Source organism: Halomarina pelagica (genome assembly GCF_024228315.1).
Taxonomy (GTDB): Archaea; Halobacteriota; Halobacteria; order Halobacteriales; family Haloarculaceae; genus Halomarina; species Halomarina pelagica.
This window is the reverse complement of the sequence record NZ_CP100454.1, coordinates 95,807-120,812: the sequence shown is the minus strand read 5'-3', so window position 1 is coordinate 120,812 and position 25,006 is coordinate 95,807. Positions and strand designations below refer to the sequence as shown.

The 25,006-nt window shown below is 62.9% G+C and carries 24 protein-coding genes; 9 read left to right on the top strand and 15 right to left on the bottom strand.

All coding sequences use genetic code 11. The features are described from left to right. Positions 1 to 760 precede the first annotated feature (760 nt). A complete protein-coding gene (locus tag NKI68_RS00595; protein WP_254544753.1) occupies positions 761 to 1,519 on the bottom strand; it encodes an IclR family transcriptional regulator in 759 nt (252 codons plus the stop codon). Positions 1,520 to 1,757: 238 nt separating this feature from the next. On the opposite strand from NKI68_RS00595, the gene NKI68_RS00590 reads away from it, so the two are divergent. Next, on the top strand, positions 1,758 to 2,738 hold the full coding sequence (locus tag NKI68_RS00590) for a quinone oxidoreductase family protein (RefSeq protein WP_254544752.1): 981 nt from the start codon (positions 1,758 to 1,760) through the stop codon (positions 2,736 to 2,738). Between the two features lie 37 nt (positions 2,739 to 2,775). Here NKI68_RS00590 and NKI68_RS00585 read toward each other — a convergent pair whose 3' ends face one another. The 6 genes from NKI68_RS00585 to NKI68_RS00560 all read right to left on the bottom strand — a co-directional run bounded on the left by NKI68_RS00585 (position 2,776) and on the right by NKI68_RS00560 (position 7,695). Then, positions 2,776 to 4,014, bottom strand: a complete 1,239-nt coding sequence (locus tag NKI68_RS00585; protein ID WP_254544751.1) for a Zn-dependent hydrolase — start codon at positions 4,012 to 4,014, stop codon at positions 2,776 to 2,778. Between the two features lie 76 nt (positions 4,015 to 4,090). Then, complete coding sequence (locus tag NKI68_RS00580) at positions 4,091 to 4,891, bottom strand: energy-coupling factor transporter transmembrane component T family protein (RefSeq protein ID WP_254544750.1); 801 nt, start codon at positions 4,889 to 4,891, stop codon at positions 4,091 to 4,093. Positions 4,892 to 4,895: 4 nt separating this feature from the next. Then, positions 4,896 to 5,405 carry a hypothetical protein gene (locus NKI68_RS00575; protein ID WP_254544749.1) on the bottom strand — a complete coding sequence of 170 codons (510 nt, stop codon included), beginning with the start codon at positions 5,403 to 5,405 and terminating at the stop codon, positions 4,896 to 4,898. A gap of 196 nt (positions 5,406 to 5,601) precedes the next feature. Continuing rightward, positions 5,602 to 6,591, bottom strand: coding sequence for an energy-coupling factor ABC transporter ATP-binding protein (locus NKI68_RS00570; RefSeq protein ID WP_254544748.1), 990 nt, complete (start codon positions 6,589 to 6,591; stop codon positions 5,602 to 5,604). Continuing rightward, positions 6,588 to 7,442, bottom strand: coding sequence for an energy-coupling factor ABC transporter ATP-binding protein (locus tag NKI68_RS00565; protein WP_254544747.1), 855 nt, complete (start codon positions 7,440 to 7,442; stop codon positions 6,588 to 6,590). The genes NKI68_RS00570 and NKI68_RS00565 overlap by 4 nt, the downstream gene beginning before the upstream one ends. Positions 7,443 to 7,494: 52 nt before the next feature. Continuing rightward, positions 7,495 to 7,695: a hypothetical protein gene (locus NKI68_RS00560; RefSeq protein WP_254544746.1), complete on the bottom strand. Its 201-nt coding sequence runs from the start codon at positions 7,693 to 7,695 to the stop codon at positions 7,495 to 7,497. Positions 7,696 to 7,839: 144 nt separating this feature from the next. On the opposite strand from NKI68_RS00560, the gene NKI68_RS00555 reads away from it, so the two are divergent. Then, a complete protein-coding gene (locus tag NKI68_RS00555) occupies positions 7,840 to 8,175 on the top strand; it encodes an LLM class flavin-dependent oxidoreductase (protein WP_254544745.1) in 336 nt (111 codons plus the stop codon). A gap of 64 nt (positions 8,176 to 8,239) precedes the next feature. Here the strand turns inward: NKI68_RS00555 and NKI68_RS23500 are convergent, their stop codons facing one another. Further along, positions 8,240 to 8,371 carry a hypothetical protein gene (locus NKI68_RS23500; protein ID WP_256562657.1) on the bottom strand — a complete coding sequence of 44 codons (132 nt, stop codon included), beginning with the start codon at positions 8,369 to 8,371 and terminating at the stop codon, positions 8,240 to 8,242. A gap of 53 nt (positions 8,372 to 8,424) precedes the next feature. Here NKI68_RS23500 and NKI68_RS00550 point away from each other — a divergent pair, with 53 nt between their 5' ends. The 4 genes from NKI68_RS00550 to NKI68_RS00535 all read left to right on the top strand — a co-directional run bounded on the left by NKI68_RS00550 (position 8,425) and on the right by NKI68_RS00535 (position 14,501). After that, a complete protein-coding gene (locus tag NKI68_RS00550; protein ID WP_254544744.1) occupies positions 8,425 to 9,756 on the top strand; it encodes an RNA-guided endonuclease InsQ/TnpB family protein in 1,332 nt (443 codons plus the stop codon). A gap of 106 nt (positions 9,757 to 9,862) precedes the next feature. Next, positions 9,863 to 10,411 (top strand): LLM class flavin-dependent oxidoreductase, encoded by a 549-nt coding sequence (locus NKI68_RS00545; protein WP_254544743.1) that lies wholly within the window; start codon positions 9,863 to 9,865, stop codon positions 10,409 to 10,411. 154 nt (positions 10,412 to 10,565) lie between these two features. Then, positions 10,566 to 12,650: a hydantoinase/oxoprolinase family protein gene (locus tag NKI68_RS00540; protein WP_254544742.1), complete on the top strand. Its 2,085-nt coding sequence runs from the start codon at positions 10,566 to 10,568 to the stop codon at positions 12,648 to 12,650. An 18-nt stretch (positions 12,651 to 12,668) separates the two neighbouring features. Further along, a complete protein-coding gene (locus NKI68_RS00535) occupies positions 12,669 to 14,501 on the top strand; it encodes a hydantoinase B/oxoprolinase family protein (RefSeq protein ID WP_254544741.1) in 1,833 nt (610 codons plus the stop codon). 142 nt (positions 14,502 to 14,643) lie between these two features. Here the strand turns inward: NKI68_RS00535 and NKI68_RS00530 are convergent, their stop codons facing one another. Beyond that, the gene (locus tag NKI68_RS00530; RefSeq protein WP_254544740.1) at positions 14,644 to 15,399 is read right to left on the bottom strand and encodes an aspartate/glutamate racemase family protein; all 756 of its coding nucleotides are present in this window, start codon (positions 15,397 to 15,399) and stop codon (positions 14,644 to 14,646) included. Between the two features lie 138 nt (positions 15,400 to 15,537). Between NKI68_RS00530 and NKI68_RS00525 the strand changes: the two genes are divergently transcribed. Further along, the gene (locus NKI68_RS00525; protein ID WP_254544739.1) at positions 15,538 to 16,782 is read left to right on the top strand and encodes an MFS transporter; all 1,245 of its coding nucleotides are present in this window, start codon (positions 15,538 to 15,540) and stop codon (positions 16,780 to 16,782) included. On the opposite strand, the gene NKI68_RS00520 is transcribed toward NKI68_RS00525, so the two are convergent. From NKI68_RS00520 to NKI68_RS00495, 5 genes are all read right to left on the bottom strand, one after another. Beyond that, complete coding sequence (locus NKI68_RS00520; protein ID WP_254544738.1) at positions 16,779 to 17,150, bottom strand: cupin domain-containing protein; 372 nt, start codon at positions 17,148 to 17,150, stop codon at positions 16,779 to 16,781. The two genes, NKI68_RS00525 and NKI68_RS00520, sit on opposite strands and share 4 nt — an antisense overlap. An 83-nt stretch (positions 17,151 to 17,233) precedes the next feature. Next, entirely contained in the window at positions 17,234 to 18,637 is a 1,404-nt protein-coding gene (hydA, locus tag NKI68_RS00515) for a dihydropyrimidinase (RefSeq protein WP_254544737.1), read from the bottom strand. Between the two features lie 1,441 nt (positions 18,638 to 20,078). Next, positions 20,079 to 20,261, bottom strand: a complete 183-nt coding sequence (locus NKI68_RS23890) for a hypothetical protein (protein WP_438267790.1) — start codon at positions 20,259 to 20,261, stop codon at positions 20,079 to 20,081. Positions 20,262 to 21,275: 1,014 nt separating this feature from the next. Continuing rightward, a complete protein-coding gene (locus NKI68_RS00500) occupies positions 21,276 to 21,944 on the bottom strand; it encodes a nucleotidyltransferase family protein (protein WP_254544736.1) in 669 nt (222 codons plus the stop codon). Continuing rightward, entirely contained in the window at positions 21,941 to 23,050 is a 1,110-nt protein-coding gene (locus tag NKI68_RS00495; protein ID WP_256562694.1) for an XdhC family protein, read from the bottom strand. Before NKI68_RS00495 ends, NKI68_RS00500 begins: the two co-directional genes overlap by 4 nt. A 237-nt stretch (positions 23,051 to 23,287) precedes the next feature. Between NKI68_RS00495 and NKI68_RS00490 the strand changes: the two genes are divergently transcribed. After that, the gene (locus tag NKI68_RS00490) at positions 23,288 to 24,097 is read left to right on the top strand and encodes an IclR family transcriptional regulator (RefSeq protein WP_254544734.1); all 810 of its coding nucleotides are present in this window, start codon (positions 23,288 to 23,290) and stop codon (positions 24,095 to 24,097) included. A gap of 60 nt (positions 24,098 to 24,157) precedes the next feature. Here the strand turns inward: NKI68_RS00490 and NKI68_RS23495 are convergent, their stop codons facing one another. Then, positions 24,158 to 24,286 (bottom strand): hypothetical protein, encoded by a 129-nt coding sequence (locus NKI68_RS23495; RefSeq protein ID WP_256562656.1) that lies wholly within the window; start codon positions 24,284 to 24,286, stop codon positions 24,158 to 24,160. Between the two features lie 65 nt (positions 24,287 to 24,351). Here NKI68_RS23495 and uraD point away from each other — a divergent pair, with 65 nt between their 5' ends. Beyond that, a complete protein-coding gene (uraD, locus tag NKI68_RS00485; RefSeq protein ID WP_254544733.1) occupies positions 24,352 to 24,867 on the top strand; it encodes a 2-oxo-4-hydroxy-4-carboxy-5-ureidoimidazoline decarboxylase in 516 nt (171 codons plus the stop codon). Positions 24,868 to 25,006 lie beyond the last annotated feature (139 nt).

Sequence of the window (25,006 nt, the reverse complement as noted above, 5' to 3'; positions counted from 1 at the left end):
TCATAGATAGAGCAACGACTTCTAACGCGAAATGCCGCTGGTAACCGGCGTGGTCCGGGGCTGGTGAGAGGGTAGAAGAGCGTGATTACTGCCTGTGCGCCACTGCCCACAACGCAGATCCCGGGCTGTTTGAACCCCATCCCTCCGGTGCCGAGCAGGTAGCCGAACCGGCACGTGTGAGTAGATGGACGCCGGACGACACCAGCCCCACGACGGCGCTCTGGCCAGGATTCACCCGAAACACGTAACGTCACAGATACAGCGTCTTTTGTCTACGACAAGCTATTCTACCTGCCCCCATAGAAACCAGACGGGAACGAATTTGCGTAACATCTATACTAATGTTATTCCATCCGTTAGATGGGGGCGACTGTCTTACCGTATCCGACCGTCAATGCTCTACAGTACCGATTACAGCGCCTTCACAGAGATGGTCGCGATCGTCAGTCTGGCGACGGAACGACGGATAGTCTTACGAGGGATAACTTATCGGCGGAGACGCGAGGAGATCGTCCGGGCCGTCGGCGAGGCGAGGCGGGTATTCGAATGGAATAGAAATAGGAGTTCGATATTGTCGAAATAAATCTTTGCAATCTGTTCTGAAATGTACTACATTTATCGGGCGATAACGCAGTCCGAGGACGACCGAGCAGGTACAGTACGAGCCGAATCGTGCGAATTTGCCGCACCCATCAATCGGAAGACTCCCGTAGCGTGGTAAGATAATGAAAACCTCTATCACGTACGGTGCGGGTTCACCTCACATGTACTCGATGTTGAGTTCGAGTTCGTTGGCTATGCCGAGCAGGAGATCGGGGATCTCCCGCTCGAGAACCTCACCCTTGAACCGGTGTGTGGGTCCGGACACGCTCAGTGCCCCGAGAACGGTTCCGTCCGCATCCATCACCGGAACACCGACCGCGCGCAGTCGCAACGTGTCCTCTTGATTGTTGTAGGCGACACCGCGGTCGCGGATCTCCTCGAGTTCCTCGCGGAGTTCGTCAGGGTCGACGACCGTGTGTTCCGTTACGGGTTCCAAGCCGGGGGCGTCGAACACCTCACGGATCCGTCGGTCCGGAAGATGAGCGAGGATCGCTTTCCCGGCGGCAGTGGCGTGAAGGAACACCCGCTTGCCGATACGAGAGTCGGTTTTGACCGCTCGATCGCCGACCGCCATGTAGACGTACACGCCCCTCCCGTGCTCCTCAATGACGAACTGCGCCCGCTCCTCGGTCAGCTCGGCGAGCTCTCTCACCGATTCTTTCGCCAGGTCGTAGACCGGGTTGCGACTTCGCGCGAACTCCCCGTAATCCAGAAATCGCAACCCGACGTGGTACTCGTCCCCCTCCCTGACCACGAACTCGCGTACCTCGAGTGTGGTAAGGTACTGATGAACGGTACTTTTCGCCATCCCTAACTCGTCTGCGACGTCGGTCAGTCGAGCGCCGTTCTGAGTTCGTAGAAGTTCGAGTATATCGAACATCGTTTCGACCGACTTGATGGTGCGCTTCGTTTCCATGGTAAACCCACTCGTGCCCACTGTGTATTAGTTGTTCCCGTCCTATCGCGACAGCGTCCTGTTACGAATCGGCTTCTCTCGAGGGAATACGCCCGATCCCGCAGAGACGACCGTTCGATATTATCGAACGGATATCTCCGGCGACGAGCGGGAGTCTCTGATCGAACGGAGGGTCGTCCGTATTCACCGCGACCTCTGGACACGTAACGCTAAGTCCGTTCGCCGTCTGTCTACACATATGCGTGCCATTCGGTACCACGAGTTTGGTGACCCGAGCGTCCTCGAACTCGAAGATGTAGAGCAGCTCACGCCGGATGCCGACGAAGTACTCGTCGAGACTCGTGCCATCGGCGTCAATCCGTGCGACACGTTGCGGCGGCAGGGGCTCTGGGGGGATGAACTCCCGCTCATCCCCGGATCCGACGTGGCAGGTGTCGTCGAAATGGTCGGTGAGCGCGTCACCCGATTCGATGTCGGCGATCGAGTCTTCGGGACGATCCCACACCTGAACGTCAGCGGCGCTCGTGGCGACCGTCAGGGGACCTACGCCGAGTTCGTCGTCGCTCGCGAGGACCGCCTGGCCCGACTCCCTGACGGAGTATCGTTCGAAATCGGAGCAGGTCTCGGTCTCGTCGGCATCACTGCGTGGCGCGCACTCTTTCACTTCGGTGAACTCGAACCTGGGCAGACCTGCCTGATCCACGGGGGAAGTGGCGGGGTCGGCCACATCGCCGTCCAGCTCGCTGCCACCATCGGTGCGACCGTCATAGCCACCACGTCAGACGATTACAGGCCGATAGTCGAGCGTCTAGGTGCCGACGTCGTACTAGAGTACGATCAGAGAGGCCTTCAGGACGCAGTGATCGAGTCGTCCGAGCGCGGCGTCGACGTCGTCCTCGATCACATGCTCGGCGAGTACATGCAGTTCGACATCGACGTCTCCGCGTACGGGGGAACGGTCGTCGCGATCGGCGGTAACTACGACTCACCCGTTATCCAGGACCTCACCGCAGCCATCGGAAAGGATCTCACTATCCAGCCGATGGACATGTTCAACGAACCGAACATCGATGAGGTGCTCGAGCGACTCGCTCGCCTCCTCGACGCCGATCGATTGACCGTCAACATCGCTCGGACGTACGATCTCGACGACGGTGCCGAGGCCCAGCGCGCCGTCGTCGAGGATAGCTTCGCCGGGAAAATCGTACTCGTTCCGTAGCGTCCACCGATCCGCCGCCGCGGGCGACCGCCGACAGTTACCCGCTCCTCGTCAACTCGCGCAACGCCGCCTCGAGGACCCGAGTTCCCATGTAGACGTCCTCGGGCGACGTGTACTCCTCGGGGCTGTGGCTGATGCCGTCTCTACTCGGAACGAACAGCATGCCGGCAGGAGCGACGGCGGCGACGTTCATCGCGTCGTGCCCCGCGCCCGATAGCATCCGTCGGTACGTGTGTCCACAGTTCTGCACTGCTTCGACGAGTCGGTTGCTGATGTCCGGCGACAATTCCGTAGGGGTGACCTCCAAGAGCGATTGCCACTGATGGCTCAACTCCCGTTTCGACGCGATCGCCCGGGCGTGTTCCCTGGCCGAGGAAACCGTCTCGTGGAGGTGTTCGTCGTCCGTATCTCGGATGTCGACTCCGAGTTCGACACGGCCTGGGATCACGTTCGTCCCGTTCGGTGTGACCTTCGACTTGCCAACGGTGCCGACGGTGTTCGACGTTTCGGCGTGTCGGCGCGCGGTCCGTTCCAGTTCGAGGGCGAACTCGGCGGCCCCAACGTACGCGTCCCGGCGCATCGCCATCGGCGTGTTGCCGGCGTGATCGGCCTCACCCTCGAAGGTCACCCGGTGGTGGGTGATGCCCGCAACGGTCTCCACGATTCCCACGGCAGTATCGCTGCGATCGAGAATCGGGCCCTGTTCGACGTGCATCTCGATGAAGGCGGCGGCATCGGCCAACCCGAGCTCCGCTGTCCCGTCGTACCCGATCGACCGCAACGCTTCCGCGAGCGTGACTCCGTCCTCGTCCTCGAGTGCCAGCGCCTTATCGGCCTGGAGCCGTTCAGTGGCGACGAGACTGCCCAGGAGGCCGGTGCCGAATCTCGTCCCCTCTTCCTCCGTGAAGACGACTACGTGGAGCGGTCGGTCGGTCTCGACATTGGCCGCGTTCCACGCTCGCACGATCTCCAATGGGCCGAGTACGCCGACCGTCCCGTCGAACTTCCCGCCCGCTGGTACCGTATCGATGTGTGACCCCGTGACGACCGGCGGGGCGTCGACGCGTCCCACCCGGCGTGCCACGATGTTTCCGACCGCGTCGACGGCCACGTCCATGTCCGCCGCCTCGAACCACCCGACCACCCGATCTCGCGCGCGCCTGTCCGCGTCGCTCCCCGTCACGCGCATCATCGCTCCGTCGACCTCCCCGATCTCACCGAGTGCCTGAATCGAATCCCAGAGCCGGTCCTTTCGTATCACGATTTCGTTCGTCATGTCTACTGCTTCCGTTCTGTTCGTCGTTCGCTACATGCTGCCGTCTCCGTTATCCGCGTTCGGATCCGGGGAGCCATTACCCGAGTCCGCCCAGGCCGAGGACGACGCGGGCGTACACGACCGCCGCGATGACGATGACTGCGACACCCGTTGTCGCGTAGTCCCGGCCGGTCAACGAGAGGTCGAACACTGTCGTTCGTCGCTCGGAGGAACCGTACCCCCGAAGTTCGAGGGCCTTCGCCGTCTCGCTGCTCTGCCTGAGCGAGTTCGCCGCGAGCGGGAAGAACGACATCGGGAGGCTCTTCAACCGCCGTAAGGGGTTTCGCGATCCCACGTCCACGTCCCCTCTGACGGCCCGGGCGTTCTGTATCGTCTGGAGGTCCTCCTGCATCATCGGGAGGAACCGCAGACCGAACGTCGCCAGGTATGCGTACCGGAATGGAACGCCGATCTTGTGTATCGCGAGGCCGACGTCCTTTGGCGTCGTCGTCATCGAGAACATCATGAACGTCAGACCCATCGTGGCGAGTCGCATGCCGATGCTCGCGCCGAGGAGTAGTCCGACGTCGGAGAGGCCGACCGGGCCGATCCCGATCACGGTCGTCGCGTCTGGCGGGTGCTGCGTCAGCCCCTGGATCAGCGCGACGGCCGCGATGAGCGGCGTGAACAGGAGCAATAGCTTCCCGTACGCCAGCGGTGAGATACGGCCGAACGCCCAGATAATACCGATGACGATCAGGAATGCCGCGAGCATATAGACCGGTCGCTCGAACAACAGCACGTACGCTAGCACCGCGAGCACCAGGAGGAATTTCGGACGTGGATCGAGTCGATGGAGGAACGAATCGCCGCCCGAAAATTGGAACAGTGACTTCATCGCGCTACCGCTGGACGACGCCGGATTCGAGTAGCTTCTTCGCGAATGGGTACGAGACGAAGATACCGGCCCAGCCGAACACGGCGGACGCGACGAACCAGAACGCGATCACCTCGATCGTGAAGTTCAGCACGAACAGCCAGATGAACGCGAGCGGCACGACCGCGAGTGGGATCGACAGGAAGTGTGCGATCGATATCTGGGTGAAGGTGAGTCCCTCCCCGGGACGCTTGAAGTACCACGCCCACAGTGCCATCGGGACGGCGTACAGCGTGTTCGTCGCGAAGAATGTCGGCGCGAGCGGGTTCGTTGCGGTCAGGTTGGCGACGATCGGGTTGATGTTGGCCACGATGAGCGCCCCCGGTAGACCGAAGAAGATCGCCCCGGGCATGTTCCACAGCGAGAAGAAGAACAGTCCCCACAGGGGGGAGATGCCTCCCCACATCGCCGTGTCGATGCGTTCCGTGATCTGCATGTTCACGGTGAACCCGAGCGCCAGGAACAGCGACGCCATGATCACCGTGGTCGAACTGGGCCATAACTTGAACTCCCAGTCCGGGAGCTGACCGTAGAGGTTGTCCGGGAGTGGCCCTGGTGCGGTGCCTTCCGCGATCGTCTTATCTGAAGTCGGTACCTCGGTTCCTACGTCGGTAGTTCCGTTCATTGTCTCCGTGTCTGGTGTACGTTCGTCGGTTGTGTTCGTCGTCGGTTCAGTCGTCGCGCGTCTCCGCGCGCTCGGTCGGCTGTCGATCAGTCGCGGTTGTTCCGTTTCGGACCGTCGGATCGGTCACGTCGGCCGAGTCGGTCCGATCGCTCCGGTCACCCCGGTCGCTCTGTCCCAGAAACGACGTGATGTCCTCGAACGCATCGCCGGTCGTCAGCCACATCTCGTCCAGCACGCCCGGCGGTGCTTCGTCGGCGAGCGCGAGTCCGAGCTGCGTGATCTGGGGGGGACGGATGTTCGTCTGCTCCAAGTTCTCCGCGTCGAGGAACACACGCTCCGGCGGTCCGTCGGCGATGATGCGACCGTCCTTTATCGCGATCACACGATCCGTGTAAGCCGCCGCGAGTGCGATGTCGTGCGTGATGACGACGACGGTGTGCCCTCGCTCGTTGTAATCGCGCAGGATTTCCATGATGCGGACGCTCTCGGCCCGGTCCTGGCCCGTCGTCGGCTCGTCGACGCAGATCAACTGCGGACGCATCGCCAGCACGGACGCGATCGCGAGCCGCTGGCGCTGACCCTTGCTGAAGCTGAAGGGGTTCTCGCTCCCGTCGACCGGGAGACCGACCCGGTCGAGCACCGTCGCGACGCGATCGACACGCTCCGACTTCGGGACGCCGACGTTCTTGAGTCCGTATTCGATCTCTTCCTGGACCGTGGTGTGGAAGATCTGGTCGTCCGGGTTCTGGAACACGTAGCCGACGATCCGAGCGAGCACGTTCATCGGGTGTTCGGCGGTCGAGTAGGTCGTCCCGTCGCGGTCTGTCACCTCCACGGTGCCCGCGTTCGGCGTCAGTAACCCGTTGATGTGCTTGACGAGCGTCGACTTCCCCGACCCGTTCTGGCCGATAATCGTCACGAACTCGCCCGCGTCGACGGTCAGATCGATCCCGTGTAGAACTCTCGTTCCGGGTACGTAACTGAACTCGACCTCGTCGAACCGGAGCGCCCGATTCCGCGCGCCGTCCACTATCATCGCGTGGCCTCCCGGCGGAGCACGCCGGCGTATTCGACGGTGGCCTCGTCGAGCGTAAGCGGGATGCGGAACCCGTCGACGCCGTTCTGGGACAGTTCGAGACCGAGTTCGGTGACCTGCGGTGGGGCAACGCCGTGGTCCGTCTCATCGAGGAAGAACGCCCGCGTCTCGTCGACGTGGGTCAGTTCACCGCTACGGAGAACCGCGATCCGGTCGGCGTACTTGGCCAGTTCCTCGATCTTATGCTCGGCCATCACGATGGTGACGCCCTCAGCGATCAACTGATCGATGGCTTCGAACACCATCTCGGTGCCGATAGGGTCCAGTTGGCTGGTCGGCTCGTCGAGGAGGATGATCTCCGGACTGAGCGCGTAGATGGAGGCGATCGCGACCTTCTGCTTCTCGCCGCCCGACAGGGTGTAGGTGATCCGATCTTCGAACCCTTCCAGGCCGAACAACCGAAGGGCGCGTTCGCCGCGTTCGATGATCTCCTCGCGGTCGAAGCCCATGTTCTCCGGTCCCCAGATCACCTCGTCGAACACGTGCAGGTTGAACAGCTGGTTCTCCGGGCTGTCGAGCACCATGGAGATCTCGGACGACAGGGCACTCAACGAGTCGTACTCCTCGACTGCCCTGCCCTTCACCCGCACCGTCCCCGTTCGATCGCCCGACGTGTGAAACGGGATGACCCCGCACATCGCCGAGAGGAGCGTCGTCTTTCCGGCCCCGGTCTCGCCGACGACGCCGAGGAATTCGCCCTCCTCGACCGTGAGCGAGACGTCGCGAAGCGCCGGTTCGCCGCGCTGATTCCGGTACCGGAACGATAGGTCGTTCAGTTCGATAGCCGCCATTATTGGATCGGGTCCTCCATCTTCGTTCGAGTCTGTGGTCGTCGTATCGTCTCTACGACGTCTTCATGCGTCGGTACACCCACGGTACCATGAGCAGAAACAGCGCAGCGACGACGATCGTCGCCGTGTTCCTGTCCACTACCTCCGCCCCGGACAGCGACAGCATCCCGGTGACGTTGGCGTACACCAGCCCCAACAACAGGACTGCGACTACTACGATCCCCACGAGGGGAAGTATGCCTTGGTTTGCCATGACAATGCCCGGAGGGTTGTTCGGTGCAGGACGATTAATAGTTTTCTATCGTAGTTAGAACACGACCGTCGCTGTCGAGCGCTCCAGTCGATCGACGCTCTCTACGGCAAACAGTTATGCGACCCCGGTCCCTGAAGCGAGATAATGTCTGCCAAGAGATTTGGCATCGCCTTCGTCGATCAGCCGGTGGAACCCCGCCAGGGGACGTACGTGCGCCTCGCGGAAGACCGCGGATTCGAGTCGGCGTGGGCGCTCGAATCCCGGCTCATGCGCGACGGCGTCGCGCCGCTCGCCGCGTGGGCGTCGCGCACCGAACGGATACGGCTCGGCACGGCCATGGTCAACCCCTACCTGACTCAAGGAGAGAGTCCCACCGTTCACGGCGTTCACAAGACGCAAAACGTCTTGTGCAGTATGGAAGACGCGTCACGTCTTCCATGCCCACAAGAACGACGAAGTCATTCTTGGGACAGCCCATAAGAACCGCGAAGCGATTCTGATGACGGGCGTGAATCCGACAACGGCGAAACACCGCCGACACCGCTCAGTCCGGGATATCCAAGTCCTTCGCCGCGTGGAGCAACATCCCTTCCCACGTCAGACCGTGGTCGTCCTTGATTCGCTTTAGCCGCTCATGCACGTCGTCGTCCACGACGAGGTGGATGTTCTTCACCATACAAACGCACAAAACCCAAACATACATTAGCTTTCGGGTACAAGGAATAGGTGATGAGGCGGACAAACACGTTCGAGGTGGTTCCCCAGTCCGAGGAGGACGAGGAGTTGCTTCGCCGCCTGTTGGACGCTTCTGCCGCTCTCTGGAACGAAATCAACTTCGAGCGCCGTGAACGCTACGCCGAGCCAGACGGAGACGTGTGGGACATCAGCGAGTATCGCGGGCGCTACGGTGGTGTTCTCGGCGCGTCGACCGTTCAGCAAATCGAACGCAAGAACCGTGAAGCGTGGCGGTCGTTCTTCGCGCTCCAACAGAAGGGCGAAGCCAACGGCACGCCCGGATACTGGGGCAACCGAGAGGACGGCCGCGAACTCCGCACGTACATCCGCAACACGTCGTACTCCGTCGAGTGGGGCACGTACTCCCGACTCGAGATTCTCGTCGGCCAAGACCTGAAAGACGAGTACGGACTTGACCGACAGGAACGTCTCCGACTCGAAGTCCGGGGCGACCCCAGCTGGAACGAGTACGACAAGCAGGGTCGGTTGGAACTGTACTACGACGAGTATTCGGACCGATTCAGGGCCTTTCAGCCAGTCACAATCGGCACTTCTCGACTGGCATCACCACTGGCCGACGAAACGGCCGCTCTGGATATTGGTGCGAACAATCTCGTCGCCTGTACGACCACGACCGGTACGCAACTCCTGTACGAGGGGGGCGACCTCTTCGAGCGATTCCGCAAGGCGACGCGAGAAATTTCCCGGTTGCAGTCGAAGCTCCGCGAAGGAAGGTACTCTTCGAACCGAATACGCTCGCTGTACCGACGCCGAACGCGCCGACGCGACCACGCCCAAGACGCGCTCGCCCGCGACCTCGTAGAACGGTTGCACGCCGAAGGCGTCTCTACGGTGTACGTCGGGGCGTTAACGGACGTACTCGACACGCATTGGTCGGTGGAGGCGAACGCGAAGACGCACAACTTCTGGGCGTTCCGGGCGTTCGTCAAGCGCCTCGTGTGTACCGCCGAGGAGTACGGTATCAGTGTGGAGGCCCGGTCGGAAGCGTGGACCTCTCAAGAGTGTCCGCAGTGCGGGTCGACCGAGCGGACGACGCGCCACGGCGACACGCTGACGTGTCCGTGCGGCTTCGAGGGGCACGCGGACCTTACAGCGTCCGAGACGTTCCTGAGACGTCATCAGAAATCGCAGATTTCTGATTGGCGAACGAGACACTGCGTGTCTCGTCAACAGCAGACCAACGTAGCACGGCCGATGGCACGGCCTGTATGCCTCAAGTGGGACGACCACCGATGGTCAGAGTCACCACGCTCGTGTCCCAACGAGGAGCATACAAACCCGCAAGTTGCCTCCGTGGGTCGGTAGCCGATACCCCCAGCGCGAGGAAACCCCGGCGTCTCGCTGAACGACGTGAAGCGAGGCTCGGGAGACGCCGTGCGTCTCCCGGCGTTTACGCCGGGGAGGATGTCATATGGGCGTGACCGGTCCGAAGATGCTAAAACTCGCAGGAGCGATAGCTGACGGTGTCGTGCTGAACGTCTTCGTCAGCGAGGGCTACGTGAAGAACGCCCTCGACCTCATCGACGAGGGGGCACGCGAGGCCGGACGTGAGCGCCCCGATGTGGGGATGGTACCCGCGTTCTCCATTGACGCTGACGGCGAGAGGGCTAAGGCGGCGGTGAAACCGATGGTCGCGGAGTACGTCTGCAATCTCCCCGGACTGGAGCGAGCGAGGCGAGCGGTCGGCGACCCGTTCTTCGACCGCGACGACGTCCGGGAGGAGGTCATGGGACCCGTGCGTGAGGCCACCGAGGCCGAGGGGAGCGCGAGTGCCGCCGAGCACGTTCCGGACTGGGTGGTCGGGGAACTCGCCGCCGCCGGCACCGCAGACGAGTGCGTCGCGCGACTCGCCGAGTTCTTCGACTACGGCCTCGACTTCGTCGTCCCGAGCGTCATGGGCGGAAACGTCGGCTACGGTATCGACGCGATCGCCGACGGTTTCGACCTGGCCGCCGACTGATCGTCGAGCGCCTGATTGCCAAGGGCCGTCGACGTGACGGCACACAGAACGCCGGCCGATCCGGCGAGGCTCGTTCCGGGCAGCACCATACCTCGTGACGTGCAAACAAGGGGCAAATCTTTTTTAGCGGTCGCGTCTATCGTCGTACACGCCGATGAAAATCCTGGGCGTAGATATCGGCGGGACCTTTACCGATATCTACCTGATAGACAACGAAACGGGTGAACAGACGATACACAAAGTGAGCACGACCCCTGAGGATCCCTCAGAGGGTGCTCTGACTGGGATACGCGAGATCTGCGAGATGACCGGGACGGAGCCAGTCGAGGTCGATTACGTGCTCCACGGCACGACGATCGCGACCAACGCCGTGCTGGAACACGACGGCGTCGTGACGGGGATGATCACGACCGAGAACTACCGCGACGTAGTCCACATCGGACGCCACCAGCGTCCGCAGAACTACTCCATCCAGCAGGACATCCCGTGGCAGAAGAATCCGTTAGTCAGGCGACGGCACCGGAAGGGGGTCCCCGAACGGGTGACCGCCGACGGTCAGGTCGCGCTCGCGCTCGACGAGGACGCGGTCGCCGAGCGCGCGGCCGAGCTACGGGAGGAGGGCGTCGAGTCCGTCGCCGTCTCGTTCCTCTTCTCCTACCTGAACGACGAGCACGAGCGACGAACGAAGGAGATCGTGGAGGAGGTTCACCCGGACGCGTACGTGACGACGTCGAGTGAGGTCTACCCACAGTTCCGCGAGTTCGAGCGGTTCACCACCACCGCGATGAACGCGTTCATCGGCCCCAAGGTGGTCGAATATATCAGTCGCTTCAAGCGCGAACTCGAGGCCTTCGGCGTGAACGCCGACCTTCACGTCATGCAGTCGAACGGCGGCATCGCCACCGAGGACATGGTCAAGCAGACTGCGGTGACGCTCCTACTGTCCGGCCCCGCGGCGGGCATCCTGGGAGGGAAGTGGCGCGGCGACGCCAACCCCGTCGACGACTCCGGGACGAACGTCATCACGCTCGACATGGGCGGGACGAGCGCCGACATCGGCATCGTCTCCGGCGGCGAGATCGTCGAGGCGAACGTCCGCGAGACGCAGATCGGCGGCTACCCCGTGATGATCCCGATGATCGACATCGAGACGATCGGCGCGGGCGGCGGCTCCATCGCCTACCTCGATGAGGTGGGCGCGTTCCGCGTCGGGCCGAAGTCCGCCGGCGCGGTCCCCGGCCCCGTGGCCTACAAGCGCGGCGGGACCGACCCGACGGTCACCGACGCACACGTCACCCTCGGGCGCATCCGCCCGGAGTTCTTCCTCGGCGGCGAGATGGACCTCTCGACCGACGAGCCGCGCGAGGTCGTCCGCGAGCGTCTCGCGGAGCCCCTCGGGATGGATACCATGGAGGCCGCGCTCGGCGTCCTCCAGATCGTCAACAACAGCATGGCGAACGCGATCCGGTCGAAGACGATCCAGAAGGGGCGCGATCCGAAGAAGTTCGCGCTCGTCTCGTTCGGCGGGGCAGGGCCGATGCACGCCGCCGACATCGCGCGCGAACTCGACATCCCACGCACGCTGATCCCGGCTAGCCCCGGCGTGCTGTCGGCGATCGGGCTCTCGACGACCGACCTCCAGTACGACCAGATCGCCACCGAGTTCTCGATGCTGGCCGACCTCGACCGCGAGACGCTCCAGACCGACTACGACGACCTGGTCGAGCGGGTTCGAACCCGCCTCCGCGCCGACGGCGTGAGCGACGACGACATCGAACTCGAACTGACCGCCGACTGCCGCTACCAGGGACAGGGCTACGAGCTGAACGTCGTCGTCGGCGACGGCGAGCGCGTGTCGCCCGTCGAGCGGGTCCGCGAGACGTTCGACGAGATCCACCGGAGCGAGTTCGGCCACAACTTCCCGGAGAACCCGGTCGAGCTGGTCAACGAGCGGGTGACGGCGTACGGTCGTCTCCCCTCCTCGAAGCTCGTCCCGATCCCCGAGGCGGAAGGCGAGGTGGCCGACCTCGCGCTGTTCACGGAGGACGTCTACTTCAGCGTCGACGGCGAGGCGCGTTCGTTCGAGACGCCGTTCGTCGAACGGGCGACGCTCGGTGCGGGCCACGAGATCGACGGCCCCGTCATCATCGGGGAGAAGGACTCGACGACCATCGTCCCGCCGGACTTCTCGGCGCGCGTCCTAGAGTACGGCGACATCGAACTGGCCCCGAGGGAGTGAGAACGGAGACGAGACATCATGGCAGAAGTACACGAAACACAGAACCCCGCCGGCACCGACATTAGACAGCAGACCGCGCCGCGACTCGAGGTCGACGACCCCGAACGACGGGTCGATCCGATCACCCGGCAGGTCATCTCGGGCAGCCTCGTCAACATCTGCGACGAGATGGGTCACAAGCTGACCCGGATGAGCTACTCGAGCATCATCCGGGAGTCGGAGGACTTCGGCTGCGCGCTCCTCGACGAGCAGGGCCGACAGCTCTGTGAGACCGACAGCACGCCGCTCCAGATGGGTCCCATCCCGGCCTACGTGGAGGGCGTGATCGAGGTCTTCGACGAGCGGGGCGATTCCTTCCGGCCCGGCGACGTCGTCCTGCACAACGATCCCTACTACGGCGCGAGTCACGCCCCGGACTTCGGGATCGTCGTCCCGATCTTCCACGGCGGCGAGCTGACGGGGTTCTCGGTGACGACGGCCCACCATCTCGACGTCGGCGCGGACAAGCCCGGGACGTGCATCATCGACACCATCGACGCCTACAGCGAGTCGATCCGGCTCGACGCCCTGAAGATCGTCGACGACGGGGTGCGCAACGAGGCCGCCTGGCAGCTCATCGCCGACAACATCCGGGTGCCCGACATGGTCATGGGCGACATCGAGGCGCAGATCTCCGCCGCCCGCGTCGGCGTCGACCGGATGCACGAGCTGTTCGAGGAGTACGGCCACGACACGGTCAAGCTCGCGGGCCAGGCGATGATGAACTACTCCGAGGAGCGCCTGCGCCGGGAGATCGAGCGGCTCCCCGACGGCACCTACTCCGCGGAGGGTTACATCGACGGGTTCCTCGACTCGCCGGATCCGAACGAGAAGGACGTGTTCCTCGCGGTCGACCTGGAGGTCGACGGTTCGGAGATCCGCGTCGATCTCTCGCGGTGCGACGACCAGATCGACAATCGACCGATCAACATGCCGTTCAAGGGGACCGTCATCCCGGCGGTGTTGCTCGTCGTCCGGTCGACCCTCCTCGACACCGAGGAGCACGAGCTCGTCCCACAGAACAACGGCATCACCCGGCCCGTCTCCGTCCACGCACCGAAGGGGACCATCGTCAACCCGCGGTTCCCCGCGCCGACGATCGCGCGGTTCTGCCCGGGCAACCGGATCGCGGACCTCACGCTGAAGGCGCTGGCGGAGGTCGTCCCGGAGAAGACCTGCGCGGGCATCGGGAACCTCAAGGTGAGCACGTTCAGCGGCGTCACGGAGGACGACGAGTACTGGGTGTACATGGACATCTCCTCGGGCAGCTACGGCGGCCGACCGGCGAAGGACGGCCTCGACGCGGTCGACACGCTCTACGCCAACACGCGGAACAACCCGATCGAGGACATCGAGAGCCACTACCCGCTCCGGGTGAGCAGGTACGAGCTCCGCGAGGACAGCGAGGGGGCGGGGCGCAACCGCGGCGGCATCGGCACGATCCGCGAGATGGAGTTCGTCACCCCGGCGCGCGTGTCCATCGAGGGCGACGGCAACAAGTACCCGCCGTGGGGCTTCGACGGCGGCCGCGACGGCACGACGGGGCAGATCATCCTCGATCCCGACACCGACGACGAGCAGCGGCTCACCTCGAAGCTGGAGAACCAGGCGATGGACGTCGGCCAGCGGCTCCGCCTGGTGGGCCCCTGCGGCGGCGGGTGGGGCGATCCGACGGAGCGCGACCCGGAGAAGGTTCGCGCCGACGTCCTCGACGGCTTCGTCAGCGTTGAACGCGCACGCGAGGCCTACGGCGTCGCGCTCACCGACGATATCGAGGTCGACGAGGCGGAGACCCGCCGGTTGCGCGGCTGACGGAGACGGAAAGTCGCGGCGACGTAGCGCCCTTCCGTCGATCCGGTCGCGATTTAGTGCAGTTCGGTCCGCGACGCCGGTGGTCGGGTTCGTGTCGCGAGAGAGAAAGGGAACGTCGAAACCGTCGAGTCTACTCGAGCGCTCAGTCGTCGGCGGACGGGGCGTGTTCCGTGAACTGGAAGACGTCGGGGTACCCCTTGATCTCCTTCGGCTCCGGCGGCTTGTACGTCATGACCTTGCTCGTCGACTTGCCGAGCCTGACCAGTCCCTCCGCGAGGACGGCCGCCGCGCCGACGCTGTCGATGACCGGCACCGGGAGCGCCTTCTCGAGTTCCTCGTCGAGACCGCCCATGCCCGCGCAGCCGAGGCAGATCGCCTCCGCCCCGTCCTCCTCGACCGCGAGCGTGCTCGCCTCGAGGAGTGCCTCGACCGCGGCGTCGCGGGCCGTCTCCGTCTCGACGACGGTCAGGTCCGTGCACCTGACGGACGCACACTTCGAGGCGAGCCCCGTCGTCAGGACCGTCTCCTCGATGAGGTCCTTCGCCCGCGGGAGGATAGTCGCGACCGAAAACCTCGCGCCGAGCATGTTGGCGACGTACATCGACCCCTCGGCGATCCCGACGACCGGCTTCTCGGTCACCTCGCGGCAGGCGTCGATCCCCGGATCGCCCCAGCAGGCGTTGATGAACGCGTCGAAGTCCCCCTCGTCCTTCCGTATCTCCTCCAACAGCCCGGGGATCGCGAGGTAATCGTCGTAGTAGGACTCGATGCTGATCGGACCGCGCTCCGGGGAGACGGCCACGACCTCGACCTCGTCGCTCGTGTACCTGTCCGCCACCTTCCCGATGTTCTCCGTCATCTCGAGGGTGGTGTTCGGATTGATGGCCTTTATTCGCATGGCTCACGTTAACCATACCCGCATTGCTTGATAAAGCTATGCGTCGGCCGTTCGCGTTCAGTCGCGGGATAGTACGCGGGGGGAGGGGGTCGAGGTGTACGAAACGTATATGTACTCCGTCGGTCGACTCTCCGGTACTTGGTTGAATTCGATCAGACGCGGATCGACCGATCGTCACCCATGGAGAAGGGACGAGAATCCCCGCGGGGACTCCTGCTCGGGGCGTGGCTACTCGCGGTCTGCGGCTCCGCCTACCTGATCGCACCGGCGGGCATCCTCCCAGTGCTGACCGCGGAACTCGCGATCGGTGCGGCCGCCGCGAGCTGGATCGTGAGCGTTCCCTATGCCGCCGAGGCCGTCGTTGGACTACCGGCGGGGCGCGTCCTCGACCGGTTCGACGCCGGCCGCGTCGTGACGGCCGCCGTGGTGGGGCTCCTCGTCGCGATCGTCTGGGGCTGGTTCGCCGGCGGCGAGGGCGATTACGCGTCCTTCCTCGCGTCGCGCTTCCTCGGCGGGATGGCGTTCGCGGCCCTCTGGATCGCGAGCATCGATCTCGTCGGCCGATCGGTGGACCCGCGGAACGAGGCGACCGCGCTCGGGTTCTACACGACGAGCGGCCCGGTCGGTCTCGCGCTCGGCCTCGCGCTCGCTCCGGTCGTCGCGTCCAGAGTCGGTTGGCTCGCGACGTTTCCTGTTCAGGGATGCCTCCTCACGCTCTCGTTCGTCGCGTTCGCGCTCGTCGGCGGAACCGCCGACCCCCCGTCGAACGACGCCCGCTCCGGACCGACGGTCGGGGCACTCGCGGACGTGCTCGGGAATCGGCGCGTGTGGTCGGTCGCCGCCATGGCGTTCGTCGCGTACTCGCTCCTCCTGCTCTTCAGCGGGTGGATGCCGTCCTACCTGGCGACGACCTCCGACCTTTCGCTCGAAGAGGGCGGCCTCCTCGTCGCACTGGTTCCGGCGCTCGGGGTCCTCTCCCGCTCGGGCGGCGGCCTCGTCTCCGATCGCCTCATGGAACGCCGTCGTCGCCCGATCGCTCGCGCCTCGTTCCTCGTCGTCGCGCCGGCCACCGCCGCACTCCTCGCCGTGAACGACGCGGTGCTCATCGTCATCTTGCTCGTGCTCGTCGGCTTCTTCGTCCAGTTCGGCATCGGCGTGTTCTTCAGCTACGCCCGCGACCTCGTCCCAGACGCCGTCGGCGGCACGACCGTCGCGTTCGTCAGTACGGTCGGCATCCTCGGTTCGTTCACGGCTCCGATCGTCGCAGGGACGCTCATCGAGGATACCGGTGCGTTCGACGCGGTCTTCGGCTACGCCGCGTTGCTCGCAGTCGTCGGCCTGGCGTTCGCCTGGATCGCCCCCGAACCGAGGGACGCCGGCTAGTCCGTCGGATCGTCGCCGGCGTCGAAGTCGAGGTAGACGAGCTCCTCGTCTCCGATCGTCCAGCCGACGTGACCGGGAGGAACGGTGGCCACGTCGCCCGGACTGAGTTCGTGCTCGGTGCCGTCCTCGAGTCTGAGTCCGAGTCGACCGGCCACGACGTATAGCACGTGCGAGTTCTGACAGCTGTTCGTCCCGACGAGTCGCTTCTCGTCCCGTTCCCACTCCCAGTCCGGTTGCATCGTCGCCCGCCTCACCGTGAGGTCGCCGATCATGACCGCCTCGACCGTGCCGTTCGGAAACGTCGTCCGCTCTCCGTCGTCGAGGGGCCGCGCGACGAATCCGCTACTGGATCGAATCTCCTCGCCCATGGGAATCCCACTTGGCTCCGGCAGCGGTTAACTGTGCGTACCGGGCAGGTGACGGAACGTGACGACATTTCTCGAGGGCGCGTTCAGGGACGGGGCCATCTCGAGAACAGGTCGAGCGCGTCCACGCCGGAGGTCGGGAGGAACGCACCGTGATCGGGGGCCCCGACGAGAGTACCTTCCTCCACGATCGGCTCCCCTCGGACGAGCGTCACTCGCGGTCTCCCGCGCACCTCGAATCCGTCGAACGGCGAGTAGTCGGATGCCTGCTGCAGCGTCGACCCATCGACCGTCCACTCGGCGTCCGGGTCGAACACCACGAGGTCCGCGTCGCTCCCGATGGCGACGGACCCCTTTCGTGGGTACAGTCCCAGCATCCTGGCGATGTTCGTCGACGTCAACCGAACGAATTCGCTGAGGGACAATCGCCCCGTCGTGACACCCTCCGAGTAGAGGACGGTATTTCGCGTCTCGACCCCGGGCAACCCGTTGGGCATCCGCGTAACGTCACCGCGGTGTCGGCGTTTCTGTTCCGTATCGTAGCCGCAGTGATCGCTGTTTACGGTCTGGAGGAGGCCGTCGTCGAGCATCGACCAGAGGGCGTCGCGGCTGGTCACGTCGCGAACTGGTGGACTGCAGACGAATCGCTCCCCATCCCTTCGATCGTAGACATCCTCCGTGAGCGTGAGGTAGTGTGGACACGTCTCCGCGAGCAGAGGGAGGTTTCGCCTCTGGGCGGATTCGAGAACCTGTCGTGCCCTACCCGTACTAACGTGGACGAAGAAGGTCGGACAACACGTCTCTCCGACGAGATCGGCGATCGTCCACATCGCTGTCGACTCTGATACGTCTGGATGGGTCGTCCCATGCACCGAATAGTCGAGTACGCCGTGACGTTTTTGCCGATCGATGAGGTGTGCGATGATCGCTTCGTCTTCGGCGTGAACCAGACACAGCCCACCGTGGGCAGCGACCACCTCGAAGACATCACGTATCTCGCCGTGCGTGAGCATCAACCGATCTCGGTACACCGTGAAGAGCTTGATGCTCGCTGCGCCGCGATCGATGAGATGGGGTAATTCAGAGAGCGCCCTCTCACTAGCGCGCGTCACGCAGCCGTGTAGCCCGTAGTCGACGTAGGCGTTTCCGGCGGCCTCTGCTTGCCGTCGCTCGAACGCATCGAGGAGCGACTCGTCCGCGTCTGGTATCGCGAAGGGAACGATAGTCGTCGTCCCTCCACGGGCGGCGGCCGCCGTCGCGGCCGCGAACGAATCGTTCGTCGTGAACTCGCCAAGTGCGAGGTTCACGTGAACGTGTGAATCGACGAACCCCGGAAAGACCAACTGTCCGGTCGCGTCTTGTACCGCCTCCCCGGCTAACTCGTGGGGTCTCCCGATCGAGGTGATCGTTCCATCGTCGATACCTACGTCACCTTCGAAGGTGTATTCGGGAGTGACGACCGTCCCGTTACGAATCACTGTATCGTGCATGGTCTAAACACGCCACGGCGTCTTCAGACCGTGTGATGGGATAAGCGTTCGTACGTGTCAGAGTTCTCTTCTGTCGAGCAGGACGAAGGACGTAGGAGGAATTGAGACGCGGTCAGTGAGGGGGAACGGGATGACGTCAACCGTGTCGAAATCGCCTGGACGGGCTCCGCGTCAGTACGGAACGCGGATCACTGCCACATCTCCACCGTGCTGGCGAGTCGTCGATAGATCGGTCCCCGTTGGTGATCGGCAACCTCCCTCAGGCGTAATATCGACGGTTATGATCAAGAGAGACGTCGATACTTTTTACTCGTTTAATGTTCGTGATCGTCGCTTCCGTCCCTCGGGGTGTGAGACAGCAGAGAGCGAACGCTGTACTACACTGACGATATCGGGCAATGGGATTGAAGTAGAAATCGGACACATGTACGTCCATGGGCTCAATCAGGGTAATTCGCCGACGAGTCCCGTTGATTCCAGCGACGCATTCTCGACGGTAATCGAGAGTCCTGCAGAATCACAGCGTCAGGGTCACGCTACCGAACGTTACAGTGGACGCACGATCCCGGAAGATCCACAACGGCTTGTGATCAGTAAACGGTTCACCCGATGCTGAGAGCACTCACGATCGATACCCCCGGCACTCGCGTGCCATACTGAGCCTGGAAACGCCATCGCTTGAACGTTCACGTTTGAGGGATTTGGAGGGAGGCGGTCTCTCACACACCCACAAAGTTGTCGAGACGGGCTCTCGATGTGTCTCGTCATATTTTTGAATCGAGGCTCTTGTCGAATCTAATGAAACAATGACGTGAGAATTCCAGTACCTCACCGTATGCTACTTCGTGTGGATACAGTTTTCCGGGGCGTGCTACGGACGGTATCGAGCGAGGGGCAATAGTGTCAGGCCCGCGCCGTTCGACACCATCGTCGAGTGGCGCTGAAAGGGCGCCTGGGAACCGACTCTCCGTCCCGGCCGCGATGAAATAGCCCTCTAGACGCGGGGGACGACAGTTTTCGCATCTGGTGGCCTCACTGCCGCTTCGCGTTCACCTACACGCGCAACACCGTTACGATATCAGCATAACGCTCCCTCCCGGTATATCCATGGTCGGTTAAGGCTGTGAGCGCAAGATCGTCCGCGTACTGGGTCAGGCTGGCCACGTTCAGACAGCCAGATCGAGTATGTTTAGCGAACAAGTATGGTCGCCACTGCTCGGGAAACATTACTGGCAGTGTTAACCGAACACGAATGTACATCGGTATTAAGCACGCCTATTACTTGATGTAGTGGTTCTTTATCTGAGTAATCACTTTTAACTGAACACGCATCAGGTAACTGGTATAACCTGTCTCGTCCTGTCTACACGTTTCGTGTCCGCTTGGTCGAAATCTTGTTGCTCCTTCGACTCCCTGGCGTTCTCTCGGTCTGAGAGACTCCTTATCCGATACCGGTCTCCTTCTTCAGTAGCGTGAGTGTGTTGTTCGCCGTCACAATTGGCGAGTGCTCATACTTACCCGTCAATTCGACCTGGAGGAGTGAATCGACCGCCCGCCAGATCGAGTAGAGGAGACACGCGAACGCGAAGTAGAAGAACCGCAGTACGTAACTTTTGGAGGTCATCGCAGCCATAACTCGCTTGATTGATTTGTAGCCACTCTCAATCTCCCAGCGAGAACTGTATCGGTGAACTGTTCCCGGTTGGGCATTGGTCATGAACACCACGTACTGGCGGTAATCGGTTCGATCAGTGTTCTCCGTTCGTGTGTAGACTAGCGTCGTCGGGTACCACTCGTCATTGCCCAGATGGAGGTCCCGGTCGGTGACGTAGAAGTCCTCATTGTGTTAGAGAAGGCGTTTGGCCTGCGCCCTCTCGCTCGTCTGCATCCGTTTAAGAACGCCGCATGTTAGTCCTCGGTCAGCGATTGCCTTGAGGACGTGCGGACCGTCGAACTCACGATCTATTACCACCTTATCGACGTATACGAGGTCTTGGACCGTGGTTAACAGATCCTTGACGATCTCATTGTGACTGTCACGCTCACGTGTTAATCTGAAAGTGAACACTAGGGGACCGCGTTCCAGACCAACTGGACGGTTGCCCACTGGTAGGTGTAGTCGTCTGGCTTTTTTCGTGCCAATGTCCTCGACTTCGTGACCTGTCCGGTCGCCAGTGAATGGCTCATCTTCCGTCGTGTCGATCGCGACGATTCCCGCCCGAAGGACGCGTCCGTTTCGGCCACTCGATCGATGAGTCGGCGAACCGTCTGCCGATACATTGCTCAAATGCGGGCGACAGTGAGCTCTTAAGATGTGCGCCCGATGAACATGACCAAGCAGCGTCCGCTCGCGATGTGAGTCGTAGATACACTCTGCGCCCCTTCATTTGCAGTCAGCTTCTCTCGCAGACCGAGATACGTCTGGAGATCCCAGAACACGTGCTCGTGGATCTCACAGCCCTCCCCCCGGTCCAGCAAACTCGGACTACGGATGTGGTCGGCGATGCAATTGGGATCGAGGCGACGGTCTCCGGGCTCCTCCGATCTGAACGGGTGATGCCTCGTCCACACCGCTGGTCTACCCCCAGCGCTCCAGCCACCGGCAGCGACACCGCCTCGTTCGACGCAGTCGAGATCGTTACCGGCTGGTAGCGATGGACTCGAGATCGGCGGGCGTGTCCACGTCCTGGCGGACGTACGGATCACCCGTCTCCACGAGTACCGATCCATCGCTCTCGATGAGAAGCCGTCGTCCCCCCACGTCTCCACGGATGGCGGTCAAGGCCGAGAAGTACCGTTTGTCGAACACCACCGGATTACCTCGTCGTCCCCCGTGGGCAGCCGCGAGGACGTTACCGACTCCGACGCGATAGGCACGGACGAGGGTGCGGATCGACTCGACGGCCACCAACGGCATGTCTCCCAGCGCGATAAGCGCCGCGTCCGCCCGATCGCGGACGGCCTCGATCCCAGTCGCGACGGACGTCGCCTGCCCCGCCTCGTAGTCCGCGTTGTGAACGGTCTCAGCCTTGACATCGCCGAGCGCGGCCTCGACCCGATCGGCCTCGTGGCCGAGCACGACCACGAGCGGCGAGAGGTTGCCCCGGTCGACTGTCCGGACAGTCCGTTCCACCACCGGCGTCCCGTCGAGGGGCGCTAGGAGTTTGTTCTCCGGGCCGAAGCGGCTCCCGATTCCGGCCGCGAGCACCACTCCCGCGATGGATCCCTGCTGGACAGGTTCACGACCGTTGACCTCCGCTGGGTCCACGACCGGCAGTCGTCCGCTGTCACCGATTCTGTCCGTCACGATCCGCGATCCACCCCGGGGGCCTCGGCTCGTTGTCCGAGTTCGACGCGATCGTGGATCGGTCCTTTGCGGGCCCTCAGGTGGTCTGGCGTCCGGTCGTTGTGGATGGCCAGCGCTTCGGCGACGACGCTCGTGGCGATCTGGTGGGGCGAGCCGGCGCCGAGGTCGAGGCCGACCGGCGTGTACACCCGATCGAGGTTCGCCTCGACGGTCCGTCGCTGTTCCTCGTCGTACGACTCGAGCATCTCCTCGAACCGCTCACGGGGTCCCATCAGACCCAGATATGGGACATCCGTCTTGAGGAGTTCCGCGACGGCAAAGCGGTCGTCGACGAAGTTGTGCGACATCACGACGGCGTAGGTCCGCTCGTCGAACGTGTAGTCCGCCCGGAGATCGGTCACCCTCGCAGTCCCCGTCTCGTCGGCCTCGGGGAACCTCGCCGCGAGATCGATCCCGCCCCGGAACCCGATAATCCGGACCCTGAACCCGTTTCGCTTCCCGCACTTGACCAGTGGGCCCACGTCGTACCCGGAGCCGAGAATCGCGAGCTTTGGCAACGGTGCGACGCCGTCGACGAAGACCGTGACCGGTTCGCCGGAGACGGCGATCGATCTCGACTTTCCGCTCACCGCGAAGTCCGCTGCGGCGTCCGCGACGGCATCGACGACGGATCTCGGCAGCCCACCTCCCTCGTCGGTCGATCCGTCGGGGCGCACGACCGTCCGATTCCCCACGACGATGTCGTCACGGGCCGACTCCACGGCGGTCACGACTGCAACGGGCTCGTCGTCCGCGTAGGCGGAAGCGACGGGTTCGAACGAGGCGTCCAGCGGTTCGAGGAGGATGTCGATGATCCCGTTACACCCGACGCCCAGCCCCCAGACGTCGTCGTCGTCCATCAGGTCGTAGGTGACGACGGTTGGTTTCCCGCTTTCGATCACCTCGCTCGCCAACTCCGCAACCTCATCCTCAAGACAGCCGGGGGTGATGGTGCCGGTCCCGTCGCCTCCTTCCTCGATTACCGCCTTCGCACCCGGGCGCCGGTAGGCGCTGCCCTCCACGGCGACGACGGTCGCCAGTGCCGCCCGGCGATCACTGTCGGTCATCGCCGCGATGGTAGAGTGAACCTCGTGGACCGGGGCACTCCACGCACTTGATTCCATCACTGATGACCAGTGACTGGAGGCATATCTGTGTTACTCTTGGACCGATCACAGGGTGGGGAACGGCTGAGGCGGATTTTCCGCCTGGTTCAGCACGACGGTGTCGCTCATAGTACTCGTCCGAATCAAGAAGGAACATGTATACCGAACAGCTAAACCGACAGGGAGGAATGCCATCATATGGCATCCAAAAAGGGCGAATCGCCACGGACGTTGAAAACCGTCGAACGAAGCGCTCAAATTCTCGGCGTCCTCGAAACGCTGGACGGTGCTGGCGTGACCGAGGTTGCCTCTCATTTGGATATCTCAAAAAGCACTACGTATCAATATCTGGCCACACTTCGACAACAACATCTAGTCGTCAAGGAGGACAACCAGTACAGGCTCAGCCTGAAGTTTCTCCTGTCGGGGGAGTACGTCCGGAACCGGAATCAATTGTACAAGTACGGCAAGGAGGAAGTCGAGGCGCTCGCCGAGTCGACCGGCGAGTACGCGAACCTCTTCACCGAACAGCACGGCATGGGAATCAACCTATACAAGGTTCGGGGAAGTGACGCCGTCGGAAGTGGGTATCAGACCGAGAAACTCCAGCGCCCGGACCACCTCCACTGCACCGCGACGGGCAAAGCCATCCTGGCCCTCCTCCCCGAGGAACGTGTCGACGAAATCATTGATCAGCATGGCCTCCCCTCCCAAACTGTCAACACGATCACCGATCGTGCTGAACTCAAAGATGAACTCGAGATCGTTCGTGACCAGGGATTTGCGTACAACGACGAGGAGGAAGTCGAGGGGCTCCGTGCTGTCGGTGCTGCTGTCATCGACCGCAAGAAGAACGTCCTCGGATCGCTGAGCGTCGCCGGTCCGACGAGCCGTCTGAAAGGCGAGCGGTTTGAAGACGAACTTCCCGAGACCGTTCTGAGCGCTGCGAACCTGATCGAAGTGAACGTCAACATGGCCACGCATGGCGACTCACCCGAGAGGAGTTGATGAGGGCTGACCCTCGATGCCCAGTATTCACGATAATTTCGAGGCGGAAGCCCACGGCCTTCAGCCGTGGGAGGAAGTCGACAAATCAACGCCGTAGGTGTGTTCCATCTGCTGGATGTCGGTGACCGACTCCGCGCCCTCGCTGGCGAGGGCAGTCGACGTTACGGCCTCGCAGAACGCGTTGCACACCGGACTGACGCCGGTGGAGTGGTGATGAGTGCTATTAAGTTACTTGTGGCCGACACTGCGATGGTATGAGCGTACGTACTATCACGGACCTCAACGATCTCGACAACGATGCCTTCGTAGACGAGTTAAGTGACGTGTACGAACACTCGCCGTGGGTGGCTGAGCGTGCCGTGTCGGCGCGGCCGTTCGAGACCGTCTCTGACCTCCATGCGGAAATGGCACGGATCGTCCGGGAGGCCGCCGAGGCGAAACAACTCGAGCTCCTGCGAGCACACCCGGATCTCGGCGAGCAGACGGAGATGACTGACGCCTCGGAAGCGGAACAGTCGTCGGCGGGGCTGGACGAGCTAAGCCCCGAACAGTACGAGACGTTCCAGCGGCTGAACGAGCAGTACCAGAGTCGATTCGAGTTCCCGTTCATCATGGCCGTCAAAGGAGCCTCACCCGACGAAATCCAAGCGGCGATGGAGGCGCGCGTCGATAACGACGAGACCACCGAGTTCCGGACCGCACTGGAGCAGGTCAACGAAATCGCGCGCCTCCGGCTCGACGATCGGTTTCGCGAGGCGGGCGATTCGTAGTACCGGTCTACCGATAGGGCGTACCAATACCGGTGTACACCGGTCGACTTTCAGTAAGCCCCCAATACAGTAGCGATCGCATCGCGGTGCTGCGGGTCGCTCGCCCGCCAGAGGCCGTCTCGCGTGAGTGCTACCCCGG

Coding starts and splice junctions, on each gene's coding strand:
- NKI68_RS00520 (WP_254544738.1), bottom strand. CDS start 17,150: ATGGGCGAGGAGATTCGATCCAGTAGCGGATTCGTCGCGCGGCCCCTC.
- NKI68_RS00555 (WP_254544745.1), top strand. CDS start 7,840: ATGTCTGCCAAGAGATTTGGCATCGCCTTCGTCGATCAGCCGGTGGAA.
- NKI68_RS00565 (WP_254544747.1), bottom strand. CDS start 7,442: ATGGCGGCTATCGAACTGAACGACCTATCGTTCCGGTACCGGAATCAG.
- uraD (WP_254544733.1), top strand. CDS start 24,352: ATGAGCGTACGTACTATCACGGACCTCAACGATCTCGACAACGATGCC.
- NKI68_RS00545 (WP_254544743.1), top strand. CDS start 9,863: ATGGGCGTGACCGGTCCGAAGATGCTAAAACTCGCAGGAGCGATAGCT.
- NKI68_RS00585 (WP_254544751.1), bottom strand. CDS start 4,014: ATGACGAACGAAATCGTGATACGAAAGGACCGGCTCTGGGATTCGATT.
- NKI68_RS00550 (WP_254544744.1), top strand. CDS start 8,425: ATGAGGCGGACAAACACGTTCGAGGTGGTTCCCCAGTCCGAGGAGGAC.
- NKI68_RS00540 (WP_254544742.1), top strand. CDS start 10,566: ATGAAAATCCTGGGCGTAGATATCGGCGGGACCTTTACCGATATCTAC.
- hydA (WP_254544737.1), bottom strand. CDS start 18,637: ATGCACGATACAGTGATTCGTAACGGGACGGTCGTCACTCCCGAATAC.
- NKI68_RS00495 (WP_256562694.1), bottom strand. CDS start 23,050: ATGACCGACAGTGATCGCCGGGCGGCACTGGCGACCGTCGTCGCCGTG.
- NKI68_RS00570 (WP_254544748.1), bottom strand. CDS start 6,591: ATGATAGTGGACGGCGCGCGGAATCGGGCGCTCCGGTTCGACGAGGTC.
- NKI68_RS00590 (WP_254544752.1), top strand. CDS start 1,758: ATGCGTGCCATTCGGTACCACGAGTTTGGTGACCCGAGCGTCCTCGAA.
- NKI68_RS23500 (WP_256562657.1), bottom strand. CDS start 8,371: ATGGTGAAGAACATCCACCTCGTCGTGGACGACGACGTGCATGAGCGG.
- NKI68_RS00575 (WP_254544749.1), bottom strand. CDS start 5,405: ATGGCGTCGCTGTTCCTGGCGCTCGGGTTCACCGTGAACATGCAGATC.
- NKI68_RS00530 (WP_254544740.1), bottom strand. CDS start 15,399: ATGCGAATAAAGGCCATCAATCCGAACACCACCCTCGAGATGACGGAG.
- NKI68_RS00535 (WP_254544741.1), top strand. CDS start 12,669: ATGGCAGAAGTACACGAAACACAGAACCCCGCCGGCACCGACATTAGA.
- NKI68_RS00580 (WP_254544750.1), bottom strand. CDS start 4,891: ATGAAGTCACTGTTCCAATTTTCGGGCGGCGATTCGTTCCTCCATCGA.
- NKI68_RS23890 (WP_438267790.1), bottom strand. CDS start 20,261: ATGACCTCCAAAAGTTACGTACTGCGGTTCTTCTACTTCGCGTTCGCG.
- NKI68_RS00560 (WP_254544746.1), bottom strand. CDS start 7,695: ATGGCAAACCAAGGCATACTTCCCCTCGTGGGGATCGTAGTAGTCGCA.
- NKI68_RS00595 (WP_254544753.1), bottom strand. CDS start 1,519: ATGGAAACGAAGCGCACCATCAAGTCGGTCGAAACGATGTTCGATATA.
- NKI68_RS00490 (WP_254544734.1), top strand. CDS start 23,288: ATGGCATCCAAAAAGGGCGAATCGCCACGGACGTTGAAAACCGTCGAA.